Origin of the sequence: Serratia sp. ME47, assembly GCF_903970925.1 — a bacterium.
Classification (GTDB): Bacteria; Pseudomonadota; Gammaproteobacteria; order Enterobacterales; family Enterobacteriaceae; genus Serratia; species Serratia ureilytica.
Map to the genome: position 1 here is coordinate 21,719 of NZ_CAJCKE010000010.1, position 26,889 is coordinate 48,607.

The 26,889-nt window shown below is 56.8% G+C and carries 26 protein-coding genes; 18 read left to right on the forward strand and 8 right to left on the reverse strand.

The window, feature by feature from the left end:
- Positions 1-35 precede the first annotated feature (35 nt).
- Complete coding sequence (locus H7A77_RS25595; RefSeq protein ID WP_255443869.1) at positions 36-779, forward strand: hypothetical protein; 744 nt, start codon at positions 36-38, stop codon at positions 777-779.
- Here H7A77_RS25595 and H7A77_RS12085 read toward each other — a convergent pair.
- Genes H7A77_RS12085 through H7A77_RS12095 form a run of 3 tightly spaced genes read right to left on the reverse strand, consistent with a single transcriptional unit; the run spans position 754 to position 2,288 of the window.
- Positions 754-1,806: an acyltransferase gene (locus H7A77_RS12085; RefSeq protein ID WP_182074254.1), complete on the reverse strand. Its 1,053-nt coding sequence runs from the start codon at positions 1,804-1,806 to the stop codon at positions 754-756. The genes H7A77_RS25595 and H7A77_RS12085 overlap by 26 nt on opposite strands.
- Before the next feature lie 8 nt (positions 1,807-1,814).
- The gene (locus tag H7A77_RS12090) at positions 1,815-2,078 is read right to left on the reverse strand and encodes an XRE family transcriptional regulator (RefSeq protein WP_182074255.1); all 264 of its coding nucleotides are present in this window, start codon (positions 2,076-2,078) and stop codon (positions 1,815-1,817) included.
- 36 nt (positions 2,079-2,114) lie between these two features.
- A complete protein-coding gene (locus tag H7A77_RS12095; RefSeq protein WP_154640499.1) occupies positions 2,115-2,288 on the reverse strand; it encodes a hypothetical protein in 174 nt (57 codons plus the stop codon).
- 109 nt (positions 2,289-2,397) lie between these two features.
- Between H7A77_RS12095 and H7A77_RS12100 the strand changes: the two genes are divergently transcribed.
- Both H7A77_RS12100 and H7A77_RS12105 read left to right on the forward strand, forming a co-directional pair.
- Positions 2,398-4,476, forward strand: coding sequence for a hypothetical protein (locus tag H7A77_RS12100; RefSeq protein ID WP_182074256.1), 2,079 nt, complete (start codon positions 2,398-2,400; stop codon positions 4,474-4,476).
- Complete coding sequence (locus H7A77_RS12105; protein ID WP_182074257.1) at positions 4,476-5,303, forward strand: hypothetical protein; 828 nt, start codon at positions 4,476-4,478, stop codon at positions 5,301-5,303. Before H7A77_RS12100 ends, H7A77_RS12105 begins: the two co-directional genes overlap by 1 nt.
- A gap of 14 nt (positions 5,304-5,317) precedes the next feature.
- On the opposite strand, the gene H7A77_RS12110 is transcribed toward H7A77_RS12105, so the two are convergent.
- Positions 5,318-5,764 (reverse strand): Arc family DNA-binding protein, encoded by a 447-nt coding sequence (locus tag H7A77_RS12110; RefSeq protein ID WP_182074258.1) that lies wholly within the window; start codon positions 5,762-5,764, stop codon positions 5,318-5,320.
- Positions 5,765-5,933: 169 nt separating this feature from the next.
- On the opposite strand from H7A77_RS12110, the gene H7A77_RS25735 reads away from it, so the two are divergent.
- The 10 genes from H7A77_RS25735 (at position 5,934) to acpS (ending at position 14,420) form a co-directional block, all read left to right on the forward strand.
- A complete protein-coding gene (locus tag H7A77_RS25735) occupies positions 5,934-6,062 on the forward strand; it encodes an Arc family DNA-binding protein (RefSeq protein WP_370528322.1) in 129 nt (42 codons plus the stop codon).
- A 73-nt stretch (positions 6,063-6,135) separates the two neighbouring features.
- Positions 6,136-6,669 carry a Bro-N domain-containing protein gene (locus H7A77_RS25600; RefSeq protein WP_255443870.1) on the forward strand — a complete coding sequence of 178 codons (534 nt, stop codon included), beginning with the start codon at positions 6,136-6,138 and terminating at the stop codon, positions 6,667-6,669.
- An 81-nt stretch (positions 6,670-6,750) separates the two neighbouring features.
- Entirely contained in the window at positions 6,751-7,536 is a 786-nt protein-coding gene (locus H7A77_RS12125; protein ID WP_182074259.1) for an ORF6N domain-containing protein, read from the forward strand.
- A 333-nt stretch (positions 7,537-7,869) separates the two neighbouring features.
- A complete protein-coding gene (lepA, locus tag H7A77_RS12130; RefSeq protein ID WP_019452315.1) occupies positions 7,870-9,669 on the forward strand; it encodes a translation elongation factor 4 in 1,800 nt (599 codons plus the stop codon).
- 32 nt (positions 9,670-9,701) lie between these two features.
- Complete coding sequence (gene lepB / locus H7A77_RS12135; RefSeq protein ID WP_033644122.1) at positions 9,702-10,679, forward strand: signal peptidase I; 978 nt, start codon at positions 9,702-9,704, stop codon at positions 10,677-10,679.
- Positions 10,680-10,913: 234 nt separating this feature from the next.
- Entirely contained in the window at positions 10,914-11,594 is a 681-nt protein-coding gene (gene rnc / locus H7A77_RS12140) for a ribonuclease III (RefSeq protein ID WP_004929158.1), read from the forward strand.
- The gene (gene era, locus H7A77_RS12145; RefSeq protein ID WP_004929162.1) at positions 11,591-12,499 is read left to right on the forward strand and encodes a GTPase Era; all 909 of its coding nucleotides are present in this window, start codon (positions 11,591-11,593) and stop codon (positions 12,497-12,499) included. Before rnc ends, era begins: the two co-directional genes overlap by 4 nt.
- Positions 12,500-12,505: 6 nt before the next feature.
- On the forward strand, positions 12,506-13,237 hold the full coding sequence (recO, locus tag H7A77_RS12150) for a DNA repair protein RecO (protein ID WP_015378804.1): 732 nt from the start codon (positions 12,506-12,508) through the stop codon (positions 13,235-13,237).
- 71 nt (positions 13,238-13,308) lie between these two features.
- Positions 13,309-14,040 carry a pyridoxine 5'-phosphate synthase gene (gene pdxJ, locus H7A77_RS12155; protein WP_033651585.1) on the forward strand — a complete coding sequence of 244 codons (732 nt, stop codon included), beginning with the start codon at positions 13,309-13,311 and terminating at the stop codon, positions 14,038-14,040.
- Positions 14,040-14,420: a holo-ACP synthase gene (gene acpS, locus H7A77_RS12160; RefSeq protein WP_004929169.1), complete on the forward strand. Its 381-nt coding sequence runs from the start codon at positions 14,040-14,042 to the stop codon at positions 14,418-14,420. Before pdxJ ends, acpS begins: the two co-directional genes overlap by 1 nt.
- 46 nt (positions 14,421-14,466) lie before the next feature.
- Here acpS and H7A77_RS12165 read toward each other — a convergent pair whose 3' ends face one another.
- Positions 14,467-14,727, reverse strand: a complete 261-nt coding sequence (locus H7A77_RS12165) for a YfhL family 4Fe-4S dicluster ferredoxin (RefSeq protein WP_033632309.1) — start codon at positions 14,725-14,727, stop codon at positions 14,467-14,469.
- A gap of 53 nt (positions 14,728-14,780) precedes the next feature.
- Positions 14,781-15,629 carry a MurR/RpiR family transcriptional regulator gene (locus tag H7A77_RS12170; RefSeq protein WP_047025581.1) on the reverse strand — a complete coding sequence of 283 codons (849 nt, stop codon included), beginning with the start codon at positions 15,627-15,629 and terminating at the stop codon, positions 14,781-14,783.
- Between the two features lie 167 nt (positions 15,630-15,796).
- Here H7A77_RS12170 and murQ point away from each other — a divergent pair, with 167 nt between their 5' ends.
- The 3 genes from murQ to yfhb are packed head-to-tail and all read left to right on the forward strand — an operon-like array spanning position 15,797 to position 18,730.
- Positions 15,797-16,690, forward strand: coding sequence for an N-acetylmuramic acid 6-phosphate etherase (gene murQ / locus H7A77_RS12175; RefSeq protein ID WP_182074260.1), 894 nt, complete (start codon positions 15,797-15,799; stop codon positions 16,688-16,690).
- An 18-nt stretch (positions 16,691-16,708) separates the two neighbouring features.
- Positions 16,709-18,070 carry a PTS transporter subunit EIIC gene (locus H7A77_RS12180; protein WP_033644117.1) on the forward strand — a complete coding sequence of 454 codons (1,362 nt, stop codon included), beginning with the start codon at positions 16,709-16,711 and terminating at the stop codon, positions 18,068-18,070.
- A 3-nt stretch (positions 18,071-18,073) separates the two neighbouring features.
- A complete protein-coding gene (yfhb, locus tag H7A77_RS12185) occupies positions 18,074-18,730 on the forward strand; it encodes a phosphatidylglycerophosphatase C (protein WP_046897770.1) in 657 nt (218 codons plus the stop codon).
- 41 nt (positions 18,731-18,771) lie between these two features.
- Here the strand turns inward: yfhb and H7A77_RS12190 are convergent, their stop codons facing one another.
- Positions 18,772-19,824, reverse strand: coding sequence for a DUF2157 domain-containing protein (locus H7A77_RS12190; RefSeq protein ID WP_033644115.1), 1,053 nt, complete (start codon positions 19,822-19,824; stop codon positions 18,772-18,774).
- 117 nt (positions 19,825-19,941) lie between these two features.
- Here H7A77_RS12190 and tadA point away from each other — a divergent pair, with 117 nt between their 5' ends.
- Positions 19,942-20,448 (forward strand): tRNA adenosine(34) deaminase TadA, encoded by a 507-nt coding sequence (gene tadA / locus H7A77_RS12195; RefSeq protein ID WP_033644114.1) that lies wholly within the window; start codon positions 19,942-19,944, stop codon positions 20,446-20,448.
- Here the strand turns inward: tadA and mltF are convergent, their stop codons facing one another.
- Positions 20,449-21,909 (reverse strand): membrane-bound lytic murein transglycosylase MltF, encoded by a 1,461-nt coding sequence (gene mltF, locus H7A77_RS12200; protein WP_033644113.1) that lies wholly within the window; start codon positions 21,907-21,909, stop codon positions 20,449-20,451.
- Positions 21,910-22,184: 275 nt separating this feature from the next.
- Here mltF and purL point away from each other — a divergent pair, with 275 nt between their 5' ends.
- Positions 22,185-26,078: a phosphoribosylformylglycinamidine synthase gene (gene purL, locus H7A77_RS12205; RefSeq protein WP_182074281.1), complete on the forward strand. Its 3,894-nt coding sequence runs from the start codon at positions 22,185-22,187 to the stop codon at positions 26,076-26,078.
- Positions 26,079-26,889 lie beyond the last annotated feature (811 nt).

Below are 26,889 nucleotides of genomic sequence, written 5' to 3' on the forward strand. Positions count from 1 at the left end.
TAATCATATTTTCGCTCAGTGAGTGAGGAATAATTATGCAAAAAGTAGGAAACACTACAGATACCGCAGATGCAAATGGTGAGTATACCAATGGTAATGTTGCTCAGGGAATACCACCTACAATCATTAATGCTGAGATGCTTAACACGTTTCAAAGAGAGTTGGTTAATACTGTTGAAGGGGCTGGGATTGATTTAGACGCGGGAGACTTTGGTCAGTTGCTTAAAGCAATTAAAAAAATTGTGACTGAGGCGACAAGCAGCGATATTGATAAAATATACCCAGTTGGGCTGATCGTTTGGTTTGCGCAAAATAAAAATCCAAACACTCTCTTTCCGGGAACTACTTGGAAATATATTGGGGAAAATAGAACCATACGACTTGGTAAGCAGGATGGTTCTGATCTCATGCAAACGGGAGGGGCGGACTCAGTAACTCTTAATAATGGAAACTTGCCATCTCACAATCACTCTTTTTCGGCCAATACCAGTAGTTTTGACTATGGAACAAAATGGACGACACAAGAAGGCTTGCATAGTCATGACTTAGATGTGCGCGTATCAAATGTTGCCAGTGAAACATCAACTTTTAGCGATGTAATGAAAACTGGTGGTGGTGTAACCTTCCACACAACTGAAGCGGGGTTACACTCCCACCAGATTAATATTGGTCCACATAGCCATTCGGTTTCAGGAACTACCGGTTCTTCGGGGGATGGTTCTGCATTTTCAATAGTCAACCCGTATGTAAAGATTATGGGTTGGTATCGATCTGCGTAACCTTACGGTTTTTACCTAAAAAGCGGCTTTTGTTATTGCTAAGTACTTTTTTTGATATTTTTAGTAATGGGGTTTCTATGATGTAGAAACATGCTACTCCCGCAACAATTGATGCAATTATGGATGCAGGGATAAAAATAATATCATATTTGCTTCCGTATATTGTGCTTTTGAGAATCAAAATAGACAGACCTATCGTGAACATATGTGTAAGGTAAATAGAGTAAGATGCATTTCCAACTATGCATAATATCTTAGAAAATATGTTTTCATGTATTTTAATGTTTCTGGCACCTATAAGAACAAGCATCATAGGAATTCCATATTTAAAGCACCTGTTAATGAATGGTGCATAAAGTTCAATTAATACAAGCAGTGTTAGGCCAGAAATGATGATAGCATTATGGTTTTTTTGTATAATTGAATTTGATGAAGCGTAAAATGCTATTATGCCAAGTGAAAATTCTATCAATAATGGATTCGTGATGAATGTAAAGTAAAATTCATTTGAATTAACAATTAATCCGATTGTAGGAAGAACAATCATTATTATGGAGCATATGACCAACCCCATTGTCTTACCAGACATGAATGAAAGTGATAAAATTAAATAAAATATAAACTCATACCTAAGCGTCCACCCAACATCAACTAACATCGCATAGTTTTCAATTGGAATTAATGTGAATGAATTAATCAAAGTAGTATGAGGTGAGTTACTATTAACCATGCTTGGGTTATATAGGTAAACAAGCAAGGCGAAAATTGATATGAGCCAGTATAAAGGAAGTATTCTAATTATCCTTCGTAAAATAAATTCGACACCGTTAGCATTTCTTTGCGCCGTGTAAGCCATGATGAATCCAGATATAACGAAGAAGAGATCAACCCCTGAATTTCCAATGTAGAAATAATCACTGGTGGTTATATTAAGAACATGAGCCTTAACCATAACATGCCAGCAAACAACTAATGTCACAGCCACTGCCCTAAGCCACTGAATAGGAATAATATTTCTGTTATTCATTATGTAACTCACGTAAGAGATGCTCCGATCCTTTTCATTTCATCAATAACAAGCTGTAAGTCTTTATCGTTTAAAGACAATTGTGCTGCAATGAAGAAAAGAATATGAGGTGACATTGCTCGCGGTTCGGCTCCGCCAGTGTACTTCCTCCACTGGCTATTACTTGCCACTCCAGCCAAATCGGCCATTTGGTTTCCAGTATATCCAAGCTCTGATTTTAATCGTTCCAGATCTTCAGGAGTTGGTGGGGTGTATTCGTTTATCAATCTCATTTTTCACCTGCAAAAAAGCCCCTTTCGGGGCTTCTCTTAAATAAATTTGATGATGATCGTTGTTACTGTAGCCACTGCACCGATTAAACCGGTTGCTACGGCTACCGGATACCACATTGTCTCCCGGTTAATCTTCGCTGTCTCAGCCATCAACTTGGCGATTTCAGCGTGGATTTTTTCAAGCTCTGCTGCGGTCATGTCGTTTGTCATCTCGTTCTTCCTTCCGGGGTCGGGCTGCGGCCTTTCCGCTACCTCATGTGATAAATATTAGCCCCATTGGTGCTAATTGTCAACGGTAAAATTACCATCAGGAATTTCTATGGCACAAAGATACAACACCGGAAATCCGCGTCCTTCAAACAGTATGAAGGACTTAAACGACAATGCTCTTGCTTATGATGACTTCCTTAACGGTGAGCAAGATGAGGCTTATGATCGGTTCCAGAAACCATTCCCTACAGTACGTAAGCAGGTTGCAGAGCGTGTAAATGAAATAATTGGCGCTCAGCAAGATGCGGAGAAATACGCGGAAGAGGCTAAAGGATATGCTGAAGCTGCTCAAAAAGTCTCAGATATATACACAGATGAGTTGGAGGCACAAAAAGCAGTAGATGATGGAAAAGAGACTCGTCAATTCTTCTGGGTGCGATCTCAATCAGAAACAGAATTAGCTCTCGAATATACAGTATCTTCTGGGCGAATCGTTCCTACTGGGAAGACGTCTATTGCGGGAGCTGCCGTAACTGACGCGCTAAACGAAATGAAAACACGGGTGAATATTGTCCCCAACACGCCAGCGGGGATCGCCGATAATATTGCTGCTGGGGTTGAGTTCGCCGATGGTCATTTTGCGCCGCTGATGCTGGATGACGGCCGACATGCCTTTATCGATAGCAATGGAATGCTGCGAGTTGTGGCTGCTGATTCTGACGTCGTGGTGCGGCCATACATCGAGGCGCAGCCGTATACGTTACCTGATGGTGCGGTGTGCACGAAAATCATTGTCGATCCGTATAAAAATATCACAGAGGCATGGACTGAAGACGGTGGATATTATTTTGCCACGCCGGATGGACTTAAACGCGTTGGCGATTTAAAGCCAGCCGCACAGCAAATAAAGCAGGCAACAGCTGCCAGCGATTTGGTGATGAACTACGGCGCGACGCGTATCTCCGTTTCCGATGATCTGCGCCCTGTGATGTATATCCTGCCGACGTTCGGCCAATCCCTCGCCCAAGGGTGGAGCACTTACGCAGATGACGTCTTGATCGCCACAACTCAGCTCTATCCCGACAATGCCTGGATGTTCAAATCTGACCGGGGTGCCGGGAAAGAGAACCCGAATCGCGGCCCTGCTCTGATTGATGAAATCGTGTCGCTGAAAGATACAGTGAACGGGGGCTGGAAAGAGACAGCATGTTCATCTTCGGCAGCGCATATTATCAGTGAGGTAGAAAAGCTGACGGGTAAGCGCATTCATATTCTGCGCTATGTTGCTGCTGAGGGTGGTAAGGCATACCGGAATTTGACAAAAGGGACGTTTTCTTGGTCTACCCTTGTGCAGGGGTTGATCGATGCTAAGCGTATCTGTGAACGCATGGGATTTAAGCCGGTGGTGTTAGGGCTTGATGTGAAAGCTGGCGAGACGGATATTGACGGTACGCCGGGCATCTACCCAGATTTATATACCCGATTCCTGAGAAACTTGGACAGGAATTATAATGCCGAAGTTAAGCGAATATTCGGCGGTGATCATCCTGACGTCCCTGTCTTTGTTGAGCAGTGCAGCTGGTGGCCGTATACCGAATGGGATATTAAAAACGTTCGACAAGGGCAGTTGAGTGCGGACGGGTTGGGTAACATTCGATTCACCGGCCCCGGTTATCAATACCCGCATCCCGGCGATATTATTCACATCAACTCGAAGGGGCAAAATATGCGCGGTGTATCACTCGCTCGTGCGGTGGCGTTCGAATGTTTTGGCACGGGATATATTCCGATAAAGCCAATGAATGTCTACTGGTCTGGCGCAAACACAATTGACATTATTTGTGCCTCATCTGTAGAGATTATTAAAGACGTTTCCGATGTTATTGTGAGCTCTACAGGGCTGGGTGCCGGTGCCGGGTTTGGTATTCGTGCGCGTGATAATTCAGCTATCAGCATTACTGACGCAGTGCCGTTCGGTAAGATCGGCATTCGCTTGACGGTAGACAATCCAACGAATACACGCAGTGTACAGATTAGCTATGCGCAGCGACGGACGGGAAGCAATAACCAATCCGGGCCGATTGATGGCGCGCGCGGGTTATTCCGCACAAAAGATGGCATCACCAACCTTTACACCGGAGAGACGGAATATCAGTGGCTACCGGCTTTCACTTGGGAGTTAAATTAATGGCTAATGCAATGGTGGTTTTCAAAGCTGACCGCCCGGCGAATAACCCTAATCTGCCGAAACTCGATATCACTCAGCAAGAGATCGACATCCTGAAAATGAATCCTACTGCGTGGCTTGAGGCAAAAAGCGGAGTGGTTTCAAGCGGTGGTGAGGTTTCTCTTGTTCGAGATAAAACCGGGCGCGCAAACTGGGCTCCAGTTGCCGCTCTGGCTCCGCGGGTTATTGCCGCCGGTAAAGGTTTCGCGCTGCGGTTCGGCCGCGCCGCTTCAAACTCAGGCGCGCTGATCGCACAGGGTAGTTATGAATCCCTGCCTGCAGATGGGATTTATGCTCAATTCATTTTGTATCGGATACCTCTTGCAAACACAGAAGGTTACACGGGAACCGGCGGTAATATCTGCGGGAACTATACGACGGTTCCTGACTGGCTGCGCGTCAGGTTCGGTAACGACTCGTTCCTGACCGATGCAGTATGGATTAACCACGGCGGGACGGCGGTCAGTGACCCAAGCAACTACCCGATCAACACGGTGATTACGGGGTTCCGTGATAATCAGTGGCATATTGCGGCAATCGAGGCGACGAGCGCGTATCATCGTTGGGAGCATGACGGCGCACTATTGCAGCAGAAAGAGATCCCTGCTAAGCCGTTCGCAACGGCTGCATCCCGACAGTTGATCGTCGGTGGCGCAGGAAATCCATTGAGCAATGGTTTCCAAGGGGACATTGCCGCGAAAATTATCATTCCTGGAGTTCTGTCGGTTGACGCCAAAAACACGCTCTATGCGCGATTCAACTCGTTGAAAGCAGAATTGCAATCGTAGTGGAAGTAGCCCACTTAGGTGGGCTTTTTGTTTGGGTTGTATGAGGGGCGTTTATCGAAAGGTTCTTCAGTTTGAGGAGGTAGTGACTTCTCAGCCTTTTCGAGAGCATCTCTAATAATCGATAAGTTTCGCCTTACCCCATCAAATCGTTGTTCTTCGCTTAACCGAGTGGACATGGCAAGAACTCTGTTTTGTTCCTGTAACTTCGTCATGTTCTCAGTGAACGCCCTTATTTGCGATTCGTACTTCTTGTTTTCCATGATGGTATCAAAGACTAGGTCGTGTAGACCATCAATGCTATTAACCCGGCTTTTAAGCGCACCCTCTAGTTTAAGGGTCAACTCAATCCTACGTAGCATCTCTTGCTGAAGGCTTCTTCCTGCCTCTGTAGCCTTTTCCTCTAGCTGTTCACGAATCTCGGCAGGCATTCTGAATGGGTAAGGAGAGTATTGCTTGGACATGATTCCGGCCTGTTAAGATAGAAATAGATACATCATAATTTATCCTGTGAGATTGACAACGATACAAAATGGATCATAATCTGGGTGTGACCTCAAACAACAATGTATCTTTATGTATCTATGGTGGGTTATGAAAGAGCAAAAGCAAGTAAATCCGTATCCGGTAAGGATGCCGGCAGAAGTGAAAGATTGGATGAGCATTCAAGCAAAGGCTGCCGGAAGGTCATTAAACAGCGAAATAGTTAGGGTTCTTACTGAGAGGATGAATCGGTCGATTGGACGGGCAAAAAGTGCGTAACCAAAAAGGCGAAACCCGGCAGTGCGTGAACACTAGCCGGGTCTCTATGTCAGTAACTTTGGGAGAAACTAACATGAACATTGTAGCGAAGACCGATCTTAATTTCCATGGTGTGGTTTTGTCTCCGGTTACCGAAGTGCCTGGTACATGGTTAACGGCATCTCAAATCGGCTACGCTTTGCGGTATGCCGATGATAAGGCTGTACAACGGATTTACTCGCGGCACGCTGATGAATTTACTGACAAAATGACAGGGGTGGTCAATTTGACCACCCCTGGCGGAACGCAGGAAACACGGGTTTTTTCCCTGCGTGGTGCTCACTTGATAGCTATGTTTGCTCGCACGCCGGTAGCGAAAGAGTTTCGTCGCTGGGTTCTGGATATATTAGATCGTGAGGCTGGACAAATTCCGGAGAACTCACCTCTTCACCGATACTTTGTGAAGATCATCATCAGAGATAACGTCTTTGGTGCTGATGTTGAGCTTCTGGGAAATGCAGACACGTTTAAGGCTATCGCTCGCGGCGTTGCCACCAATCTAGGCTTTGAGCCAACAGGTTTTATAAGTCGCAGACCAGCGACGGAGAAAATGATGCGGAAGCATTAGGGATTTTGCCCCAGACATTGGGCAAATAAAAACCGCCAGTGTAGGGCTGGCGGCTTATGTCACTACTGATTGGAGATTTGAATGCAACAATCAACAGCTGTAAATGTAGCAAAGACTGCGCACCTTGTCGATCCTGATATTCTGCCAGTGATGGAGTGGGGTGGAACAAGAGTAGTCACCACCGAAACTTTGGCTAAGGGTTATGGGTGCCAAGAAAAAAGTATCCGCATGAACCTGGCTAATAATAAGGGGCGGTTCGTGGAGGGAATGCACCTATTCACTTTATCAGGCAACGAGTTACGGGAGTTTAAGAACAGAGCCAATGATAGTGGCTCTGTTGGTAAGAATGCCCGTTCGCTTACTCTTTGGACTGAAAAGGGCGCCGCACGCATGTCCAAAATCGTTGATACTGATGAAGCATGGTCATTCTTCGAGAAGCTGGAGGATTCATACTTCAGACCTCACGAGCCTGTTGGCTTGCCATTGGACTACGAGCACGCACTTGAAAACCTGCTGGCAAAGGTTAAAGAAAATCGCATAGTTACTGAACAACGCGATCGTGCAATTAAGGAGCGGCGTTGGATTGGCGAGAAACGCGAGGCCACTGCGATGGCAACTGCATCGGTAGCCGTGCGGGAGAAGAACAAACTTGCTGAGCGTCTTGGAGAAGGGAAGAATTACGCTGCTATCATCCCAGTAGAGAAGAAAACCGGTGAGAAGTTTAAATGGCAGCCGCTTCGCAAGTGGTGCCGAGAAAACAACGCAGTGCCACATAGCGTCGAAGACCCTCGATTTGGCACTGTAAAATCATGGCCGCGTGAAGCTTGGATGGCAGTATATGGTGTAGATCTCCGTAAGTTATTTTAAAGACTCACGAAGTTTTCGTAGTGACCTACACGAAAGGTGTAGGTCATAACCAACCCGCTTAATTGCGGGTTTTTTTGTTGCTAATTTGTTGTGGGCTCTGGGTGTCTGTCGTTTTCGTTGAGAATGAAGATCTGCCGGCCGGCGAGGGTGATGCTGCCCATTCCTATCTCCTGATAGCCATATCTTACAAAACGTAGTCTGCCGCTGGCTTTCGCGCAACGCATAGACAGTGTAAGATGCGCCCCATGCTATGTGGGTAGTTTTGGTTTTATGTCCATCACTGTGTCCACCGATTAAAAACGAAAGCGCTTAATCTGAGAAATAACCAATATAATGAAACACATAAGAAACTTTTCCATTATTGCCCATATTGACCACGGTAAGTCGACGCTGTCTGACCGCATTATCCAAATTTGCGGTGGCCTGTCCGACCGTGAAATGGCTGCGCAGGTGCTCGATTCCATGGATCTGGAGCGCGAGCGCGGCATCACCATCAAGGCGCAGAGCGTCACGCTGGATTACAAGGCGCTGGATGGGCAGACCTATCAGCTTAACTTTATCGACACCCCAGGCCACGTTGACTTCTCCTATGAAGTGTCCCGCTCGCTGGCGGCCTGCGAAGGCGCGCTGCTGGTGGTGGACGCCGGTCAGGGCGTAGAAGCCCAGACGCTGGCCAACTGCTACACCGCGATCGAAATGGATCTGGAAGTGGTGCCGGTGTTGAACAAAATCGACCTGCCGGCCGCCGATCCGGATCGCGCCGCGCAGGAAATTGAAGACATCGTCGGCATCGACGCCACCGATGCCGTGCGCTGCTCGGCCAAAACCGGCGTCGGCGTGCCCGACGTGCTGGAGCGCCTGGTGCGAGACATTCCTGCGCCGCAGGGCGATCCGGATGCGCCGCTGCAGGCGCTGATCATCGACTCCTGGTTCGATAACTACCTGGGCGTCGTGTCGCTGGTGCGCGTCAAGAACGGCACGCTGCGCAAGGGCGACAAGATCAAGGTCATGAGCACCGGCCAGGTGTACAACGCCGATCGTTTGGGCATTTTCACGCCGAAGCAGGTCGATCGCGACGTGCTGAACTGCGGCGAAGTGGGCTGGCTGGTCTGTGCGATCAAAGACATTCTCGGCGCGCCGGTGGGCGATACCCTGACGCAGGCGCGTCAGCCGGCGGATAAAGCGTTGCCGGGCTTCAAAAAAGTGAAGCCGCAGGTGTACGCCGGCCTGTTCCCGATCAGCTCCGACGACTATGAATCTTTCCGCGATGCGTTGGGCAAGCTGAGCCTTAACGACGCCTCCCTGTTCTACGAACCGGAAAGCTCCACCGCGTTGGGCTTCGGCTTCCGCTGCGGCTTCCTCGGTCTGCTGCACATGGAGATCATTCAGGAGCGTCTGGAGCGTGAATACGATCTGGATCTGATCACCACCGCGCCGACGGTAGTCTACGAAGTGGAAACCACCGGCAAAGAAGTGATCTACGTCGACAGCCCATCCAAGCTGCCGCCGTTGAACAACATCCAGGAACTGCGCGAGCCGATCGCCGAATGCCACATGCTGATGCCGCAGGAATACCTGGGCAACGTCATCACCCTGTGCGTTGAGAAACGCGGCGTGCAGACCAACATGGTCTACCACGGCAACCAGGTGGCGTTGACCTATGAAATCCCGATGGCGGAAGTGGTGCTCGACTTCTTCGACCGCCTGAAGTCCACGTCGCGCGGTTATGCGTCGCTGGATTACAACTTCAAGCGCTTCCAGGCCTCCGACATGGTGCGCGTGGACGTGCTGATCAACAACGAGCGCGTGGATGCGCTGGCGCTGATCACCCACCGCGACAACTCGCAGTATCGCGGCCGTGAATTGGTGGAAAAGATGAAAGATCTGATCCCGCGTCAGCAGTTCGACATCGCGATTCAGGCGGCGATCGGCACGCACATCATCGCGCGTTCCACCGTGAAGCAGCTGCGTAAAAACGTGCTGGCGAAATGCTACGGCGGTGACGTCAGCCGTAAGAAAAAGCTGCTGCAGAAACAGAAAGACGGTAAGAAACGCATGAAGCAGGTCGGCAACGTCGAGCTGCCGCAGGAAGCGTTCCTGGCCATTCTGCACGTCGGTAAAGACGGCAAGTAACCGCGACGAGTTCGCGAAACGAGGGAGTTTGCATGGCGAATATGTTTGCCCTGATCTTGGCGTTGGCCACCCTGGTCACCGGGATCATCTGGTGCTTCGAGCGCTTTAAATGGGCGCCGGCCCGCCGCGCGAAGATTGCGGCGGTTAACGAGCAGACCGCGGGCGCAGTAGACGATAAAACGCTGGCGAAAGTGGCTAAGCAGCCAGGCTGGGTAGAGACCGGGGCATCGGTCTTCCCGGTGTTGCTGCTGGTCTTTGTGGTGCGCTCGTTTATTTACGAACCGTTCCAAATCCCGTCCGGCTCAATGATGCCGACGCTGTTGATTGGCGATTTCATTCTGGTGGAGAAATATGCTTATGGCATTAAAGATCCGATAACCCAGACCACGCTAATTGAAACCGGTCATCCGAAGCGCGGCGATATTGCGGTATTTAAATATCCGCTGGATCCGAAGCTGGATTATATCAAGCGCGTGATTGGCCTGCCGGGCGACCGTATTACTTACGATCCGGTGAATAAGCGCGTTACGGTGCAGCCGTCGTGCAACAGCGGGCAGTCCTGCGATACCGCGCTGGCGGTCACCTACGCCGACGCGCAGCCGAGCGACTTCGTACAGCTGTTCAGCCGCAGCGGCATGGGCGAGGCCAGCAACGGTTTCTACCAGATCCCGCTGAATGACAACGTGCCGCAGGGCGGCATTCGTCTGCGTGAACGTCAGGAGAGCCTGGGTAACGTGACGCACCGCATCCTGACCGTGCCGGGCACGCAGGATCAGGTGGGCGCTTACTACCAACAGCCGGGCAAACCGCTGGCGGAGTGGGTGGTGCCGGCCGGGCATTACTTCATGATGGGCGACAACCGCGACAACAGCGCGGACAGCCGTTACTGGGGCTTTGTGCCGGAGAAGAATCTGGTGGGTAAAGCCACGGCCATCTGGATGAGCTTTGAAAAGCAGGAAGGCGAGTGGCCTACCGGCGTGCGTTTCAGCCGGATTGGCGGCATTCATTAATCGCTGATTTATTCCCTGTCAATTTCACGCCGCAGCCTGCTGCGGCGTGAAAGATTAAGGGGATATAAACACAGCATTATGTTTCCACTCGTTGTAGAATACTTTCTCGAGCGATAAAAGTTGGCTCCTGCTGGGAGCCACTGCAAACGAAACAGCTTTGGATCGGCTTTCGGCGAAGCAGGCCTGTTCCGTATGCTGCAAGTTTTTGACGCATTCTTGATCTATTGGTAACTCATGAACCCCATCGTAATAAACAGGCTGCAGCGGAAGCTGGGCTACACTTTTCAACAGCAGGAGCTTTTACTGCAGGCTTTGACTCACCGCAGCGCCAGCAGTAAACACAATGAACGTCTTGAGTTTCTGGGTGACTCGATTCTTAGCTTTGTCATCGCCAATGCGCTCTATCACCGCTTTCCTCGCGTAGACGAGGGCGATATGAGCCGCATGCGCGCCACGCTGGTGCGCGGCAACACGCTGGCGGAGATGGCGCGCGAGTTTGACTTGGGCGAATGTCTGCGGCTTGGGCCGGGCGAATTGAAAAGTGGTGGGTTCCGCCGCGAGTCAATCCTGGCGGATACGGTGGAGGCATTGATCGGCGGCGTGTTCCTGGACAGCGATATCCAGACCGTCGAGCGCCTGATTTTGGACTGGTATCGCAGCCGGTTGGACGAAATCAGCCCCGGTGATAAGCAGAAGGACCCGAAAACCCGTTTGCAGGAATTTTTGCAGGGGCGTCATCTGCCGTTGCCTTCTTATTTGGTGGTGCAGGTTCGCGGTGAAGCGCACGACCAAGAGTTTACCATCCACTGCCAGGTGAGTGGTTTGAGCGAGCCCGTGGTGGGCACCGGCTCGAGCCGCCGTAAAGCCGAGCAGGCGGCAGCGGAACAAGCGCTGAAAAAGCTGGAGCTTGAATGAGTGAAGTAAAACAACACTGCGGTTTTATCGCCATCGTTGGCCGCCCAAACGTGGGCAAATCGACGTTGCTGAACCAACTGCTGGGGCAGAAGGTTTCCATTACGTCGCGTAAGCCGCAGACGACCCGTCACCGCATCATGGGCATCGACACCGATGGCGCCTATCAGGCGATCTACGTCGATACCCCAGGGTTGCACATCGAAGAAAAACGCGCCATCAACCGTTTGATGAACCGCGCGGCCAGCAGCTCGATCGGCGACGTCGAACTGGTTATCTTCGTGGTCGAAGGCACCAACTGGACCGCCGACGACGAAATGGTGGTCAACAAGCTGCGCAGCCTGCGCTGCCCGGTATTGCTGGCGATCAACAAGGTCGATAACGTCACCGACAAATCCAAGCTGTTGCCGCACATCGCGTTCCTCAGCCAGCAGATGAATTTCCTCGACGTGGTGCCTATCTCCGCCGAGAAAGGGATGAACGTCGACACCATCGCCGGCATCGTGCGCAAGCTGCTGCCGGAAGCGGAACACCACTTCCCGGAAGACTACATCACCGATCGCTCCCAGCGCTTTATGGCGTCTGAGATCATTCGTGAGAAGCTGATGCGTTTCCTGGGTGAAGAGCTGCCGTATTCGGTGACGGTGGAAATCGAACAGTTCGTGGCCAACGATCGCGGCGGCTACGATGTGCACGGCCTGATCCTGGTCGAGCGCGAAGGCCAGAAGAAAATGGTCATCGGCAACAAGGGCGCCAAGATCAAAACCATCGGCATCGAAGCGCGCCAGGACATGGAACAGATGTTCGATGCCAAAGTGCATCTGGAGCTGTGGGTGAAAGTGAAATCCGGTTGGGCGGACGACGAACGTGCGCTGCGCAGCCTGGGCTATGTTGACGATCTGAAGTAACGATCCGTGGACGGCTGGGAGCGCGCTTTCGTCCTGCATGGGCGGCCGTACAGTGAAACCAGTCTGATGCTGGATCTGTTTACCGAAGGTCATGGGCGGGTGCGCTTGCTGGCAAAAGGCGCGCGCAGCCGCCGCTCCAATCTGAAGGGTTGCCTGCAGCCCTTTACCCCCCTGTTAGTGCGCTGGGGCGGCCGCGGCGAAGTGAAAACGCTGCGCAACGCCGAAGCGGTCTCTCTCGGTTTACCCCTCAGCGGCATGATGCTTTACAGCGGCCTGTACGTGAACGAACTGCTGGCGCGCGTGCTGGAGCAGGAAACCAACTACTCGGTGCTGTTCTTCGACTACCTGCAGTGCCTGCAGGCGCTGGCGGCGGAAGACAGCTCGCCGGAACAGGCGTTGCGCCAGTTCGAGCTGGCCTTGTTGCAGCACCTGGGTTACGGCCTCGATTTCCTGCACTGCGCCGGCAGCGGCCTGCCGGTGGATGACGCCATGACCTACCGCTACCGTGAAGAGAAAGGCTTTATCGCCAGCCTGGTGGTGGATCACTACAGCTTCACCGGGCGCGAACTGCGCGCGCTGGCGGAGCGGCAGTTTCCCGATGCCGAGACGCTGCGCGCCGCCAAGCGCTTCACCCGCATGGCGCTGAAACCCTACCTCGGCGGCAAGCCGTTGAAGAGCCGCGAACTGTTTCGCCAATTCGTGCGCAAACAGCCGAATACGCCGGTCGACGACGCCTGACCTTTTCCCCTTTTGCCGCCCTGCGCCCGCGTGTAAACTGCTGGCACTGAAAATCGTATTTAGAGGTTGTCATGGCTGATTTGCTGCTGGGCGTCAATATCGATCACATCGCCACGTTACGTAACGCGCGCGGAACCCAATACCCGGATCCGGTTCAGGCGGCATTCATTGCCGAACAGGCGGGGGCCGATGGCATTACCGTGCATCTGCGCGAAGATCGCCGCCACATCACCGACCGCGACGTGCGCTTGCTGCGCCAGACCATCCAGACGCGCATGAATCTTGAGATGGCGGTGACCGACGAGATGCTGGACATCGCCGTGGAGTTGAAGCCGCACTTCTGCTGCCTGGTGCCGGAAAAGCGTGAAGAAGTGACTACCGAAGGCGGCCTGGACGTTGCCGGCCAGCTGGACAAAATGAGCGTGGCGGTCGAGCGCCTGGCGCAGGCGGGCATTCTGGTCTCGCTGTTCATCGATCCCGATCATCGCCAAATCGACGCGGCGGTGGCGGTGGGCGCCCCCTATATCGAAATCCACACCGGCGCCTACGCCGAAGCGCAGGGCGAGCTGGCGGTACAGGCCGAGCTGCGCCGCATCGCGGTCGCCGCCGCCTACGCGGCCGAAAAGGGGCTGAAGGTCAACGCCGGCCACGGCCTGACCTATCACAACGTGCAGCCGATCGCCGCGCTGCCGGAAATGCACGAGCTGAACATCGGTCATGCGATTATCGGCCAGGCGGTGATGAGCGGGCTGCCGGCCGCGGTTGCCGACATGAAAGTGCTGATGCGGGAAGCGCGCCGGTAATGGCGGTGCTCGGGCTGGGTACCGACATCGTCGAGATGGCGCGTATCGAAGCGGTGGTGGAGCGCAGCGGCGATCGTCTGGCGCGCCGCGTGCTGAGCGACGCCGAATGGGCGCTGTACCAGCAGCACCAGCAGCCGATTCGCTTTCTGGCCAAGCGTTTCGCCGTGAAAGAGGCCGCCGCCAAGGCGTTCGGCACCGGCATTCGCAACGGCCTGGCGTTCAACCAGTTCGAGGTGTTCAACGATGCGCTGGGCAAACCGAATATTCGTTTGCACGGCCGCGCCGCCGAGCTGGCGGGGGAGATGGGGGTCACCGCGATCCACGTTTCGCTGGCCGATGAAAGGCGCTATGCCTGCGCGACGGTGATCGTCGAAAGCTGAAAATAGAGAGGGCGCCCTGCGGCGCCCTTGTCAGTCCTGCGGCGGGTTAAATGCGATCGGCGTGGTGCAACACCACGAACTTATCCCACAGCTGCTCATTAGTCTCGCGATGCTGCGGATCGGTAATGATGGTGTTGTCGATGGGGCAGACCTGCTGACAGGTTGGCGTATCGTAATGGCCAACGCACTCGGTGCAGCGGTCGGTATCGATTTGGTAGATCTCATCGCCCATCGAAATCGCCTGGTTCGGGCATTCCGGCTCGCACATGTCGCAGTTGATGCATTTGCGTGTGATTAGCAGGGCCATGGCGTATCTCTCATTATTAACAGGGGTATTTTTCGCAGCGGCGATTATACCGGTTAAACCAACTTTTTCATCAATTGTTCGCTGTGCTTGATACGGTCGCGGGCATGATCGAGGTCGTGCTGGATCAGCGCCATAAACAGCAGGTCGGTGAGAGCGTACTGGGCGGTGCTGGAAGAGATGGCCGCGCTGCGGGTGCGGGGCTCTTCGGCGATGGTATAGAGGCAGTGATCGGCGCGTTGCTGCAGGCCGTTGGGCGAGAAGCTGGTCAGCGCCAGCACCCTGGCGCCGGCCTGGCGCGCTTCTTCCGCCGCCAGATTGATTTCACGCCGCTCGCCGCTGAAGGATATCGCCACCAGCAGATCGCGTTTGTCCAGCGCCTGCACTGCCGCCAGTTGAACGTGCATATCCGCTTCGGCCACCGCCATCACCCCGATTTTCAGCAGCTTGAAGGAAAAATCCTTGGCCACCAGCCCGGAGGCGCCGATGCCGATCAGCATCACCCGGCGCGCCTGGCGCAGCATGTCCAGCGCCTGATGCAGCCGTTCTTCGCTGTTGATGTCCAGCGTCGCGCGCAGCGCCGCCTGCTTTTCCGCCAACAGCTTTTCACCGACGGTTTTCAGCGTGTCGCTGCTGAGGATGTGGTTATGAACGGTCACTACCGGTTCGGCCTGCGGCTGGGCCAGCGTCTCGCTCAGCGCCAGCTTCAGCGCCGGGAAACCTTTATAGCCCAGCTTTTGGGCGAACTTCACCACGCTCGATTGGCTGACGCCGGCCAACTGGGCCAGCTTTTGCGAGCTGAGATGGCGCGCCTGTTCGGCGTTGTTCAGCAAAAAATCCGCCAGCTTGCGGTCGTTTTGCGCCAGTGTCGGATACATCTGGCGAATGCGCAGAAGGGTACTCATTGATCTTTCCCTGGAAACCAGCGGCCATTTTGCCACGCAGGCAGCGAAAACGCGCGGTGAAAATTTTTGTGAGCTCGTCGTTAAAATAGCAAATAGCGCTCGCTTTGTTGAATAAAATATTCAAATATTGACTTAATTTTGTGAATTAAAAATTCAAAGGTGAACAGATGAACTTAGGCGCACTGGTATCGGAAACCCGCAACCCGGCCACTATGGGGCTGGATGAGATGTCGACGTTGGACATGGTCCGCTGCTTTAACCAGGAAGATCGCAAGGTGCCGGAGGCGATTGAAAAAGTGCTGCCGGCGATCGCGCAGGCGGTCGATTTGGCCGCGGCGGCGCTGAAGGCCGGCGGGCGGCTGATTTATTTGGGCGCCGGCACCAGCGGGCGCCTGGGCGTATTGGATGCCTCCGAGTGCCCGCCGACCTTCGGCGTACCGCACGGCGTGGTGGTGGGGCTGATCGCCGGTGGGCCGGGCGCGCTGCTCAAAGCGGTGGAGGGGGCGGAAGACGACGAGGCCCTGGGCGAAGCCGATCTCCGGGCGCTGAACCTGACCGCCGTCGATATGGTAGTGGGGTTGGCGGCCTCGGGGCGCACGCCCTACGTGATCGGCGCGCTGCGCTATGCGCGCGGGCTGGGTTGCCCGACGGCGGCCATCTCCTGCAACCCGGATTCGCCGATCGCGCACGAAGCGCAGGTGGCGATCTCGCCGGTGGTGGGGCCGGAGGCGCTGACCGGTTCAACGCGCCTGAAATCCGGCACCGCGCAGAAGCTGGTGCTTAACATGCTGTCGACCGGCGCGATGGTCAAGCTGGGCAAGGTTTACCAGAACCTGATGGTGGACGTGAAGGCCACCAACGTCAAACTGGTGGATCGCGCCTGCCGCATCGTGGTGGAGGCCACCGGCGCCGAACGCGCTCAGGCGGAGGCGGCGCTGGTGCAGACCGGCTTTGAGGTCAAACCGGCGATCCTGATGATTTTAGCCGGCGTCAGCGCCGATGAGGCGCAGCAGCGGCTGCAGCGGCACGACGGCTACCTGCGCGCGGCGTTGGCGCGTTAATTCACGGTGGGGGCGGCGATGGACAAGACAACGGCATTGGCGACACAGATCCTGGCGGGCGTGGGGGGCGAGGGCAATATCCTCAAACTGGAGAACTGCATGACGCGGGTGCGCGTCGAGGTCAGCGACGAACAGCGGCTGGATCTGGCGGCCCTCAAGCAGTTGCCCGGCGTGAAGGGCTATATCAAGCAGGGTGAACAGCATCAGTTTATCGTCGGCCCGGGCGCCGCCGCCAAGGTGGTGGACGCCATGCGCGCTTTGCTGAGCGGCAGCGCGCAGCCCGCCGTTGGTGACGCCGCCCGCACCAAGGCGCAGGCCAAACAGAAATACGCGGCGCCGATGAGCGGCGCGCTGAAAAAGCTGGCCGACGTTTTTATTCCGCTGATCCCGGCGTTTATCGCCTCGGGGCTGATCACTGGCATCATCAACCTGCTGAAACGGCCCGACATCGCCGGACAGTTGGCATTGGACTACCCGAACGCGCTGGGGCTGCTGGCGATCTTCGGCAGCGCGGTGTTCGCCATCATGAACATTCTGGTCGGGGTGAACGCCGCGCGGGTGTTCGGCGGCTCACAGGCGATGGGCGGCGTGATGGCCGGGATCCTCTCCAGCCCGGCGCTGGCGCAGATCACCCTGTTCGGCGAGGCGCTGCAGCCGGGGCGCGGCGGGGTGATCGCCGTGCTGCTGGTGGTAGCGTTGATGTGCTGGGTGGAGAAACGCCTGCGCACGCTGCTGCCGGAGTCGGTCGAACTGATCCTCAATCCGCTGCTGACCACGCTGGTGACCGCCTCGTTGGCGATCTTGATCCTGCAGCCGATCGGCGGCGCCATTTCCGATGCCATCGCCCACGGCGCCAATCTGGCGATCGACAAGGGCGGGCTGCTTGTCGGGGCGCTGCTCTCCGGGCTGTTCCTGCCGCTGGTGCTGTCCGGCTTGCACCAGGGGCTGGTGCCGATCCACGTCGAGCTGGTGCAGGCGCACGGTTCCAACCCGCTGTTGCCGATCCTGGCGATGGCCGGCGTCGGTCAGGTGGGGGCGGCGCTGGCGGTGCTGTTGAAAACCCGTAACGCGCGGCTGAAGAAGGTGATCAAAGGGGCGTTGCCGGTCGGCATTCTCGGCATCGGCGAGCCGCTGATCTTCGGGGTGACGCTGCCGCTGGGCCGGCCGTTTATCGGCGCCTGCCTCGGCGGTGCGGTAGGCGGCGCGCTGATCAGCTATTGGAAAGTGGCGACGGTGATTACCTTTGGCATTTCGGGGCTGCCTTTGGCGTTGACCATCGTCTCAGGTAAGGTGATGTTGTATCTGGCGGGGATGCTGATTACGATTATCGCCGGTTTTCTCTTCACCTGGATGATGGGGTTCAACGATCCCGAGGAGTAGCGTTTGAACGACAAGCAGCAACCGTCGGCCGCAGCAGGGCGCCGCGTGGTCTTTTTCGATCTGGACGGCACTCTGCATCAGGAGGATATGTTCGGCAGTTTCTTGCGTTTCCTGCTGCGCCGTTTACCGCTGAATTTGCTGCTGGTGATACCGCTGTTGCCATTGATTGGTCTGGCGCTGTTGCTGCTGGGGCGCGCAGCGCGCTGGCCGATGAGCCTGTTGCTGTGGGCTATCACCTTCGGGCGTACCGAAGCGACGCTGAAGGCGCTGGAGCGGCAGTTCATCGAGGTTTTCCGCCAGAAGGTCACTGCGTTTCCGGTGGTGCAAATGCGCTTGCGGCAGTATCTGGATGAGCACGATGCCGAGGTGTGGCTGATTACCGGCTCGCCGGAGCAACTGGTGGCGCAGGTGTATCGGGATTCGGCGTTTCTGCCGCGGGTGCGATTGGTCGGCAGCCGCATCGCGCGCCGCTATGGCGGCTGGGTGCTGACCTTGCGCTGTCTGGGCGTACAAAAAGTGGTGCAGCTGGAGCAACGGCTCGGCGCGCCGCTGAAGCTGTACAGCGGTTACAGCGACAGCAAGCAGGATAACCCGCTGCTGTTTTTTTGCGAGCACCGTTGGCGGGTGAGCAAACAGGGCGAGCTGCAGCAGCTGGAATAAACAAAGGGCGGAGAATTCCGCCCTTTGCTGTTCTGCCGCGATCAGTCGTCGGTTACGTCGTGCGGTTTGCGTCCGAGCTGCCAAATCTTCTCCGCATAATGCCCCAACGCCCACAGGCTCAGGCCGAGCAGCGCGAAGAAAATCGTCTTCGGCATGCTGTCCCAGAAAAACTCGAACAGGCGGGTATAGAGGTTGATGCCGAGAAAGGTCAGCCCGAAACCGCGCAGCATGGCGTCGTCATGCTTCAACCCCAGCCAGATGGCGGCGAAGGCGGCCAACCCGAACAGCAGGCTCCAGTGGAACAGCTCAATCTGGCGCGCGCGGTACCAGCTGTCGAGATCGCCGTAGTTGCCGAAGATGGACAGCAGCCACAGCGCGATGAACAGGTACAGCAGGCCCATCGCCAGCGACACCCGCTGCAGGCCGCGCTGCGCCAATAGCGGCCGCAGCAGCAATGCGGCGGCGATCAGCACCGCGCCGAAGGCGATAAAGCGAATCGGGTAGCTCATGCCGAGCCAGTAGGCGCCCCAGCCGGACAGGTAGCCGGTCTCGGCGCCGAAGGCATTGCCGAGAGACAGCAGGGCGAACCACCATACCAGCCCGGAGCGGCTGAACCAGCCGATGGCGCCGTACAGCAGCGCGGCGACCAGCAGCAGCACGGAAACCCGCCCGCTGCCGTTATCCAGCCAGACGCCCAGTTGCCATAAGGCGCAGGCGGTGAGCAACACGGCGACAAACAGCGCCGCCTCATTGCCGTAGCGTTTTTCCGGGTGGCGTTGACGACGACGCAGCGCCCAGACGTAGGCCAGTGCTGCCAACACCCCGGCGATCGCCATGCGCACCGGCGCGTCGAAGCGGAACAGTTCGCTCAGCCATTCAAGCAGTGCGCTGTCGGCGAACAGGCTGGTGACGGCGATCAGCAACGAGGCCAGCGCGGCGAGAAACGCATAGCGCGCCAGCCGCCGCCAATCGAAAGGCTGCACGTCCACATGCAGCAGCAGTTGCTGTTGTTGCTCGGGGGTCAAGGCGCCTTCCCCAACCCAGCCGTCCAGCGCCTTGCGCACCACGACGGCGTTCTTTTTACTGAGTTTCATGTTTCTTGTCCCTGAATCACACGCTGATGTGGCCAGTATAGCCATTGGCGGGCGGCTACGACAAAGGGAGGCTAGTGTGTATAATGCCCGCCGCAAAAGCGCACGAGGAATTATGCGATGACTGAATATAACGATGAGTACTGGATGCGTCAGGCATTGCAGCTGGCCCTGCGCGCGCAGGAAGAGGGCGAGGTGCCGGTGGGTGCGCTGCTGGTGCTGGACAATCAGGTGATCGGCGAGGGCTGGAATCGGCCGATCGGCCGGCACGATCCTACCGCGCACGCCGAGATCATGGCGCTGCGCCAGGGCGGCGCGGTGCTGCAAAACTACCGCTTGTTGAACGCCACGCTGTACGTCACGCTGGAACCCTGTGTGATGTGCGCCGGCGCGATGGTGCACAGCCGCATCCGCCGGTTGGTGTACGGCGCCGCCGACGAGAAAACCGGCGCGGCCGGTTCGCTGGTGGATATTTTGCGCCATCCGGGCATGAATCATCAGGTGGAGATCGTCTCGGGCGTGCTGGCGGACGAATGCGCCGCCACCCTGAGCAATTTCTTCCGCCTGCGCCGCGAACAGAAAAAAGCGCTCAAGCTGGCGCAGCGGGCGGCGGATAAGCCGGAATAATCAGTAGTTGAGCGCCAGTTCCGGCATCACCGTCGGATAGCCTTTTCCCAACGCTTCCTGCTCGGCGGCCGCTTGCGCCGCCTTTCTCTCTTTTTCCTGCAGATAACCCACCAGGCTGACCTGGTAGCGGCGGATGTTTTCTACATAATTGTAGGCTTCGCGCCCGCGCGCATAGCCATAGGTCAGCTGCGGGTAGTAGCGTTTTTGGCTGAGCATCGGCAGACGCTGTTTGACGTCGACCCAGCTGTCCGGGTTGCCTTTTTGCGTTTTGGTCAGCTTGCGCGCGTCCAGCATATGGCCCCAGCCCATGTTGTAGGCCGCCAGCGAGAACCAGATGCGCTCATCTTCCGGCACGCTGTCCGGCACCTTGGCCATCAGCCGCTGCAGGTAAAGGGCGCCACCCTGAATGCTCTCTTCCGGATCGAGGCGATCGTTGACCCCCAGGCCGTCGGCGGTGGCGCGGGTCAGCATCATCAGGCCGCGCACGCCGGTGGGGGAGGTGGCCTGCGGATTCCAGTGCGATTCCTGATAGGCGATGGCCGCCAGCAGCTTCCAGTCGATCTCGTTGGCGTGTTTCTCGAACAGCGGGCGGAAGTTGGGCAGCACCGAGTCGATGGCCGACAGGAAGGTTTTGGTATCCACGTAGTCGAAGCTGCCGACGTGGCCGAGGTATTTCTCTTCCAGCCGCGCCAGGGTGCCGTCGTCCACCATTTGACTGTAGAAATCCAGCATCGCCGCGTACAGGCTGTCGTCGCCGTCGCGTTTGAGGTACCAGGTGACCGGCTCTTCGTCGGTGACGTCGAACGCCACCGCCAGCTGCGGATGGATGCGCTGCAGCAACGCGATGGTCACCGAATCGCCGAGGGTATAGTCCAGCTTGCCGTCGGCAACCCGCTCCAGCAGCTCTTTGGAGGTGAGATCGCTGGAGGACTCCCAGGCGAGATCCGGGTATTTATCCTGTTTGAGCTGCTTTAGCGTGCTGACGTGCGCGGAACCGGAGGCGACCGCCAGCTTGCCTTTGATGTCGGCGAAGCCTTTTGGCCGCGGGGTGCCCAGCCGGTACACCAGCTGTTGGGAAACGGAGTAGTAGGCGGGGCCGGTGCGCGCGCGGCTGAGGCGCTCCTGGTTGTAGATAAGGCCCGCCGCCAGCAGGTCGGCGTCGTCGTCGTCCAGATCGTCGAACAGGTCATTGATGTTCTGATGGGGGATCACCACCAGTTTTACCCCGAGGTAGTTGGCGAAGCGCTTGGCCAGTTCGTAGTCGAGCCCACCCGGCCCTTGCTTGGTGTTGAAATAGGTCAGCGGTGAGTTCAGCGTGCTGATACGCAACTCGCCGCGGGAAATGATCTCCTGGAGTTGCCCGCCCTGGCCGCTGCGCCAGGTGATATTGGGCCATAGCGCGAGAGCCAGAAGCAGGGTGACAACGCCGATGAGGATGTAGTTTATTTTAAGACGTTTCAAATAGTTATCCAGTGGTGGCACAGGTACGCCGGCGACGACAACCGCGACTTTTCTCATGGTTAAATCACCAGTGCGGGGGGCATTTTGCGCAACAAAACGCCAGTGTGCAACTTTATTGACACGTTATGACAATTCGACGGTGCGGCGCGCTTTTATCAATAATCCCTACGCAAACGGTTTCGTCGGCGGCGAGGATTCTCTATAATGACGCGCGTTTTCCCCTGTTGCGCCCAATGAAGCGTCTTATCCGTCGCTTCGAAGACGAGAGAACTTTGATTATGGAAATTCTGCGTGGTTCGCCCGCTTTATCGGCTTTTCGCATTACCAAACTGCTGTCCCGCTGCCAGGACGCCCACCTGCCCGTCAGTGATATCTACGCCGAGTACGTCCACTTTGCCGATGTTAGCGCACCGCTAAGTGCCGAAGAACACGCCAAACTTCAGCGCTTGCTCAAGTACGGTCCTTCTCTCGCCGAACACGCCCCCGAAGGCCGGTTGCTGCTGGTCACGCCGCGCCCGGGCACCATTTCCCCCTGGTCTTCCAAAGCCACCGACATCGCCCACAACTGCGGTTTGCAACAGGTGCTGCGGCTGGAGCGCGGTCTGGCGTTCTACGTCAAGGCGCCTGAGCTGACGGAGGCCCAGTGGCACCAGCTCGCCGCGCTGCTGCACGATCGCATGATGGAAACCGTCTTCAGCGAGCTGCAACAGGCTGAACAGCTGTTCGCGCACCATCAGCCGGCGCCGTATCAGTCGGTCGACGTGCTGGGCGCAGGGCGCGCCGCGCTGGAGCAGGCCAACGTCCGGCTCGGCCTGGCGCTGGCGCAGGACGAGATCGATTACCTGCTGAATGCCTTTACCGGTTTGGGGCGCAACCCGACGGATATCGAACTCTATATGTTTGCGCAGGCCAACTCTGAGCACTGCCGCCACAAGATTTTCAATGCCGACTGGATCATCGACGGCGAACAGCAGCCCAAGTCGCTGTTCAAAATGATCAAGAACACCTATGAGCAGACGCCGGACTATGTGCTGTCGGCGTATAAAGACAACGCCGCGGTGATGGAAGGCTCGCAGGTCGGCCGCTTCTTCGCCGCGCCGGAGAACGGCACGTACGATTACCATCAGGAAGACGCGCATATCCTGATGAAGGTGGAAACTCACAACCACCCGACGGCGATCTCGCCGTGGCCGGGCGCCGCGACCGGCTCCGGCGGCGAGATCCGTGACGAAGGCGCCACCGGCCGCGGCGCCAAGCCGAAGGCAGGCCTGGTGGGCTTCTCGGTGTCCAACCTGCGCATTCCCGGCTTTGAACAGCCGTGGGAGCAGGACTTCGGCAAACCGGAGCGCATCGTCACCGCGCTGGACATCATGACCGAAGGCCCGCTGGGCGGCGCGGCGTTCAACAACGAATTCGGTCGCCCGGCGCTGCTGGGTTACTTCCGCACCTATGAAGAGCGCGTCAACAGCCATAACGGCGTGGAGCTGCGCGGCTACCACAAACCGATCATGCTGGCGGGCGGTATCGGCAACATCCGCGCCGATCACGTGCAGAAAGGGGAAATCACCGTCGGCGCCAAGCTGGTGGTGCTGGGCGGCCCGGCGATGAATATCGGTCTGGGCGGCGGCGCGGCGTCATCGATGGCGTCCGGCCAGTCCGATGCCGATTTGGACTTCGCGTCGGTGCAGCGCGACAACCCGGAAATGGAACGCCGCTGTCAGGAAGTGATCGACCGCTGCTGGCAGCTGGGCGACCAGAACCCGATCCTGTTTATCCATGACGTCGGCGCCGGCGGCCTGTCCAACGCCATGCCGGAGCTGGTGAGCGACGGCGGCCGCGGCGGCCGTTTCGAACTGCGCGACATCCTCAACGACGAGCCGGGCATGAGCCCGCTGGAAGTATGGTGCAACGAATCGCAGGAACGTTACGTGATGGCGATCGCCCCGGCGCAGATGGCGCAGTTCGACGAGATCTGCCGCCGCGAGCGCGCGCCTTACGCGGTGATCGGCGAAGCGACCGAAGAGCAACATCTGACGCTGAACGATCGTCACTTCGACAATCAGCCGATCGACATGCCGCTGGACGTGCTGCTCGGCAAGACGCCGAAGATGACCCGCGACGTGACCCGTCTGCAGGCGCAGGGCCAGGCGGTACAGCGTGAGAACATCACGCTGGCCGACGCGGTGAAGCGCGTGCTGCATCTGCCGGCCGTCGCGGAGAAAACCTTCCTGATCACCATCGGCGACCGCACCGTCACCGGCATGGTGGCGCGCGACCAAATGGTCGGCCCGTGGCAGATCCCGGTAGCCGACTGCGCGGTCACCACCGCCAGTCTGGACAGCTATTACGGCGAAGCGATGTCGCTCGGCGAACGCGCGCCGGTGGCGCTGCTGGACTTCGCCGCCTCCGGCCGCCTGGCGGTCGGGGAAGCGCTGACCAACCTGGCCGCCACGGAAATCGGCAGCCTGAAGCGCGTGAAGCTGTCCGCCAACTGGATGGCCGCCGCCGGCCACCCGGGTGAAGACGCCGGCCTGTACGAAGCGGTGAAAGCGGTGGGCGAAGAGCTGTGCCCGGCGCTGGGCATCACCATTCCGGTGGGCAAAGACTCCATGTCGATGAAAACCCGCTGGCAGGAAGGCAATGAACAGCGTGAAATGACCTCGCCGCTGTCGCTTGTCATCACCGCCTTCGCCCGCGTGGAAGACGTGCGCCACACCGTGACGCCGCAATTGCGTACCGATAAGGGCGACAGCGCGCTGCTGTTGATCGACCTGGGCAACGGCCATAACGCGCTGGGCGCTACCGCGCTGGCGCAGGTTTATCGCCAACTGGGCGACAAACCGGCCGATGTGCGCGATGTCGCGCAGCTGGCGGGCTTCTTCAACGCCATGCAGCAGCTGGTGGCCGATCGCGCGCTGCTGGCTTATCACGACCGCGCTGACGGCGGCCTGCTGGTGACGCTGGCGGAGATGGCCTTCGCCGGTCACTGCGGCGTAGAGGTTAACCTCGATGGCCTCGGCGACGATGCGCTGGCGGTGCTGTTCAACGAAGAGCTGGGCGCGGTGATCCAGGTGAGCGCCGAACGTCTCGACGACGTGAAGCGGGCGTTCGCGCAGCACGGTCTGACCGACAACGTGCATCACATCGGCAGCGTACAGGCCGGCGATCGTTTCGTCATCAATCAGCACGGCAAAGCGGTGTACAGCGAAAGCCGCAATACCCTGCGCACCTGGTGGGCGGAAACGACCTGGCAGATGCAGCGTCTGCGCGACAACCCGGCGTGCGCCGATCAGGAACATCAGGCCAAGCAGGATGAACAAGATCCCGGCCTGAACGTGAAGCTGACCTTCGCACCCGAGGAAGACATCGCTGCGCCGTACATCGCCAAGGGCGCTCGCCCGAAAGTGGCGGTGCTGCGCGAGCAGGGGGTGAACTCCCACGTTGAAATGGCGGCGGCGTTCCATCGAGCCGGCTTTGACGCCGTGGATGTGCACATGAGCGATCTGCTGGCCGGGCGCAGCGATCTGCAGGACTTCCACACGCTGGTGGCCTGCGGCGGCTTCTCTTACGGCGACGTTCTGGGCGCCGGCGAAGGCTGGGCGAAGTCTATCCTGTTCAACGAGCGGGTGCGCGACGAGTTCGAGGCGTTCTTCCACCGTCCGCAGACGCTGGCGCTGGGCGTGTGCAACGGCTGCCAGATGATGTCCAACCTGCGTGAGCTGATCCCGGGCGCCGAACACTGGCCGCGCTTCGTGCGCAACCTGTCGGATCGCTTCGAGGCGCGCTTCAGCCTGGTGGAAGTGGCGGCCAGCCCGTCGCTGTTCATGCAGGGCATGACCGGCTCGCGCATGCCGATCGCCGTTTCCCATGGCGAAGGGCATGTCGAAGTGCGCGATGCGGCGCATCTGGCGGCGTTGGAAAGCCACGGCCTGGTGGCGCTGCGTTTCGTCAACAACGCCGGTCAGGTCACGGAAGCTTACCCGGCTAACCCGAACGGTTCGCCGAATGGCATCACCGCCGTGACCAGCGCCAACGGGCGCGCAACGGTGATGATGCCGCATCCGGAACGCGTGTTCCGCACCGTCAGCAACTCCTGGCACCCGGAAGAGTGGGGCGAGGATAGCCCGTGGATGCGCATGTTCCGCAACGCCCGTAAGCAACTGGGCTAAAAACGGCCACCACCGTACAGAGGGCGCAAGCAATTGCGCCCTTTTTTATGGCCGGCACTCGGCGATTGGCGGCAGTGTCTGCATTTTGCGACAAGCGCTGGTTTGCTTGTCGCTAAATGGAGACATTTAACCCATTGATTTTATTATCGGTAAACAGGTTTGACTTTAGTTGTCTGCATTTGGCGACAGAGCGGCGTTTATTTCATCATTGCTCGGCGCGGAATCGGCGAATCAAACGGCAGGATTTTATTTATTTTTTAGCAAAATCAATTTGTTATTAATTTAATTGCAAAGTTGGCACGTAACGTGCATTATTCTCTGCGGTTGCTCATTCACCTTTTTATGACGGCGCCGTAATTATAAACGGCAAATCGCCTCATAAGCCTCCGAATGATGCCAAAGAAATGGTGCCTATCGTCCAACCAAACCGATAACAGACCGCGCAAGCGGCTTTATCAAGCATCGGGCGACACGTGGAGTGAGGCACCGCCTGTATCCAACTGTGATGAAGGGTTCATCAATCCTGGATACTTACGGATGCTATTCGTCCTGTTCGATGCCAGCCGCTGCGCTACATCACCCTGGGGACGAGGTTCAAGGGCATCCACACTTTCCTTGCGGCGGGGCAAGCTTATTGCCCCGGCGTCAATTCTCAACGCTGCGCTTACTCCTGTTTCGTTGCCTATGCCCTCGAACGCAGACGCTATTCCCACACTCTCGCTTTCGTACCGGTTTTTGTTACCGGGGCCGTATGCCATCGGCAGGCCAACCCTATCGGCGCGGTTCACCGATCCCGCGACTTTTTCCTTGT

Excerpts from the sequence above, each read along its gene's own strand:
- H7A77_RS25595 (WP_255443869.1), top strand. The coding sequence starts at position 36 with ATGCAAAAAGTAGGAAACACTACAGATACCGCAGATGCAAATGGTGAG.
- H7A77_RS12085 (WP_182074254.1), bottom strand. The coding sequence starts at position 1,806 with ATGAATAACAGAAATATTATTCCTATTCAGTGGCTTAGGGCAGTGGCT.
- H7A77_RS12090 (WP_182074255.1), bottom strand. The coding sequence starts at position 2,078 with ATGAGATTGATAAACGAATACACCCCACCAACTCCTGAAGATCTGGAA.
- H7A77_RS12095 (WP_154640499.1), bottom strand. The coding sequence starts at position 2,288 with ATGACAAACGACATGACCGCAGCAGAGCTTGAAAAAATCCACGCTGAA.
- H7A77_RS12100 (WP_182074256.1), top strand. The coding sequence starts at position 2,398 with ATGGCACAAAGATACAACACCGGAAATCCGCGTCCTTCAAACAGTATG.
- H7A77_RS12105 (WP_182074257.1), top strand. The coding sequence starts at position 4,476 with ATGGCTAATGCAATGGTGGTTTTCAAAGCTGACCGCCCGGCGAATAAC.
- H7A77_RS12110 (WP_182074258.1), bottom strand. The coding sequence starts at position 5,764 with ATGTCCAAGCAATACTCTCCTTACCCATTCAGAATGCCTGCCGAGATT.
- H7A77_RS25735 (WP_370528322.1), top strand. The coding sequence starts at position 5,934 with ATGCCGGCAGAAGTGAAAGATTGGATGAGCATTCAAGCAAAGGCTGCC.
- H7A77_RS25600 (WP_255443870.1), top strand. The coding sequence starts at position 6,136 with ATGAACATTGTAGCGAAGACCGATCTTAATTTCCATGGTGTGGTTTTG.
- H7A77_RS12125 (WP_182074259.1), top strand. The coding sequence starts at position 6,751 with ATGCAACAATCAACAGCTGTAAATGTAGCAAAGACTGCGCACCTTGTC.
- lepA (WP_019452315.1), top strand. The coding sequence starts at position 7,870 with ATGAAACACATAAGAAACTTTTCCATTATTGCCCATATTGACCACGGT.
- lepB (WP_033644122.1), top strand. The coding sequence starts at position 9,702 with ATGGCGAATATGTTTGCCCTGATCTTGGCGTTGGCCACCCTGGTCACC.
- rnc (WP_004929158.1), top strand. The coding sequence starts at position 10,914 with ATGAACCCCATCGTAATAAACAGGCTGCAGCGGAAGCTGGGCTACACT.
- era (WP_004929162.1), top strand. The coding sequence starts at position 11,591 with ATGAGTGAAGTAAAACAACACTGCGGTTTTATCGCCATCGTTGGCCGC.
- pdxJ (WP_033651585.1), top strand. The coding sequence starts at position 13,309 with ATGGCTGATTTGCTGCTGGGCGTCAATATCGATCACATCGCCACGTTA.
- acpS (WP_004929169.1), top strand. The coding sequence starts at position 14,040 with ATGGCGGTGCTCGGGCTGGGTACCGACATCGTCGAGATGGCGCGTATC.
- H7A77_RS12165 (WP_033632309.1), bottom strand. The coding sequence starts at position 14,727 with ATGGCCCTGCTAATCACACGCAAATGCATCAACTGCGACATGTGCGAG.
- H7A77_RS12170 (WP_047025581.1), bottom strand. The coding sequence starts at position 15,629 with ATGAGTACCCTTCTGCGCATTCGCCAGATGTATCCGACACTGGCGCAA.
- murQ (WP_182074260.1), top strand. The coding sequence starts at position 15,797 with ATGAACTTAGGCGCACTGGTATCGGAAACCCGCAACCCGGCCACTATG.
- H7A77_RS12180 (WP_033644117.1), top strand. The coding sequence starts at position 16,709 with ATGGACAAGACAACGGCATTGGCGACACAGATCCTGGCGGGCGTGGGG.
- H7A77_RS12190 (WP_033644115.1), bottom strand. The coding sequence starts at position 19,824 with ATGAAACTCAGTAAAAAGAACGCCGTCGTGGTGCGCAAGGCGCTGGAC.
- tadA (WP_033644114.1), top strand. The coding sequence starts at position 19,942 with ATGACTGAATATAACGATGAGTACTGGATGCGTCAGGCATTGCAGCTG.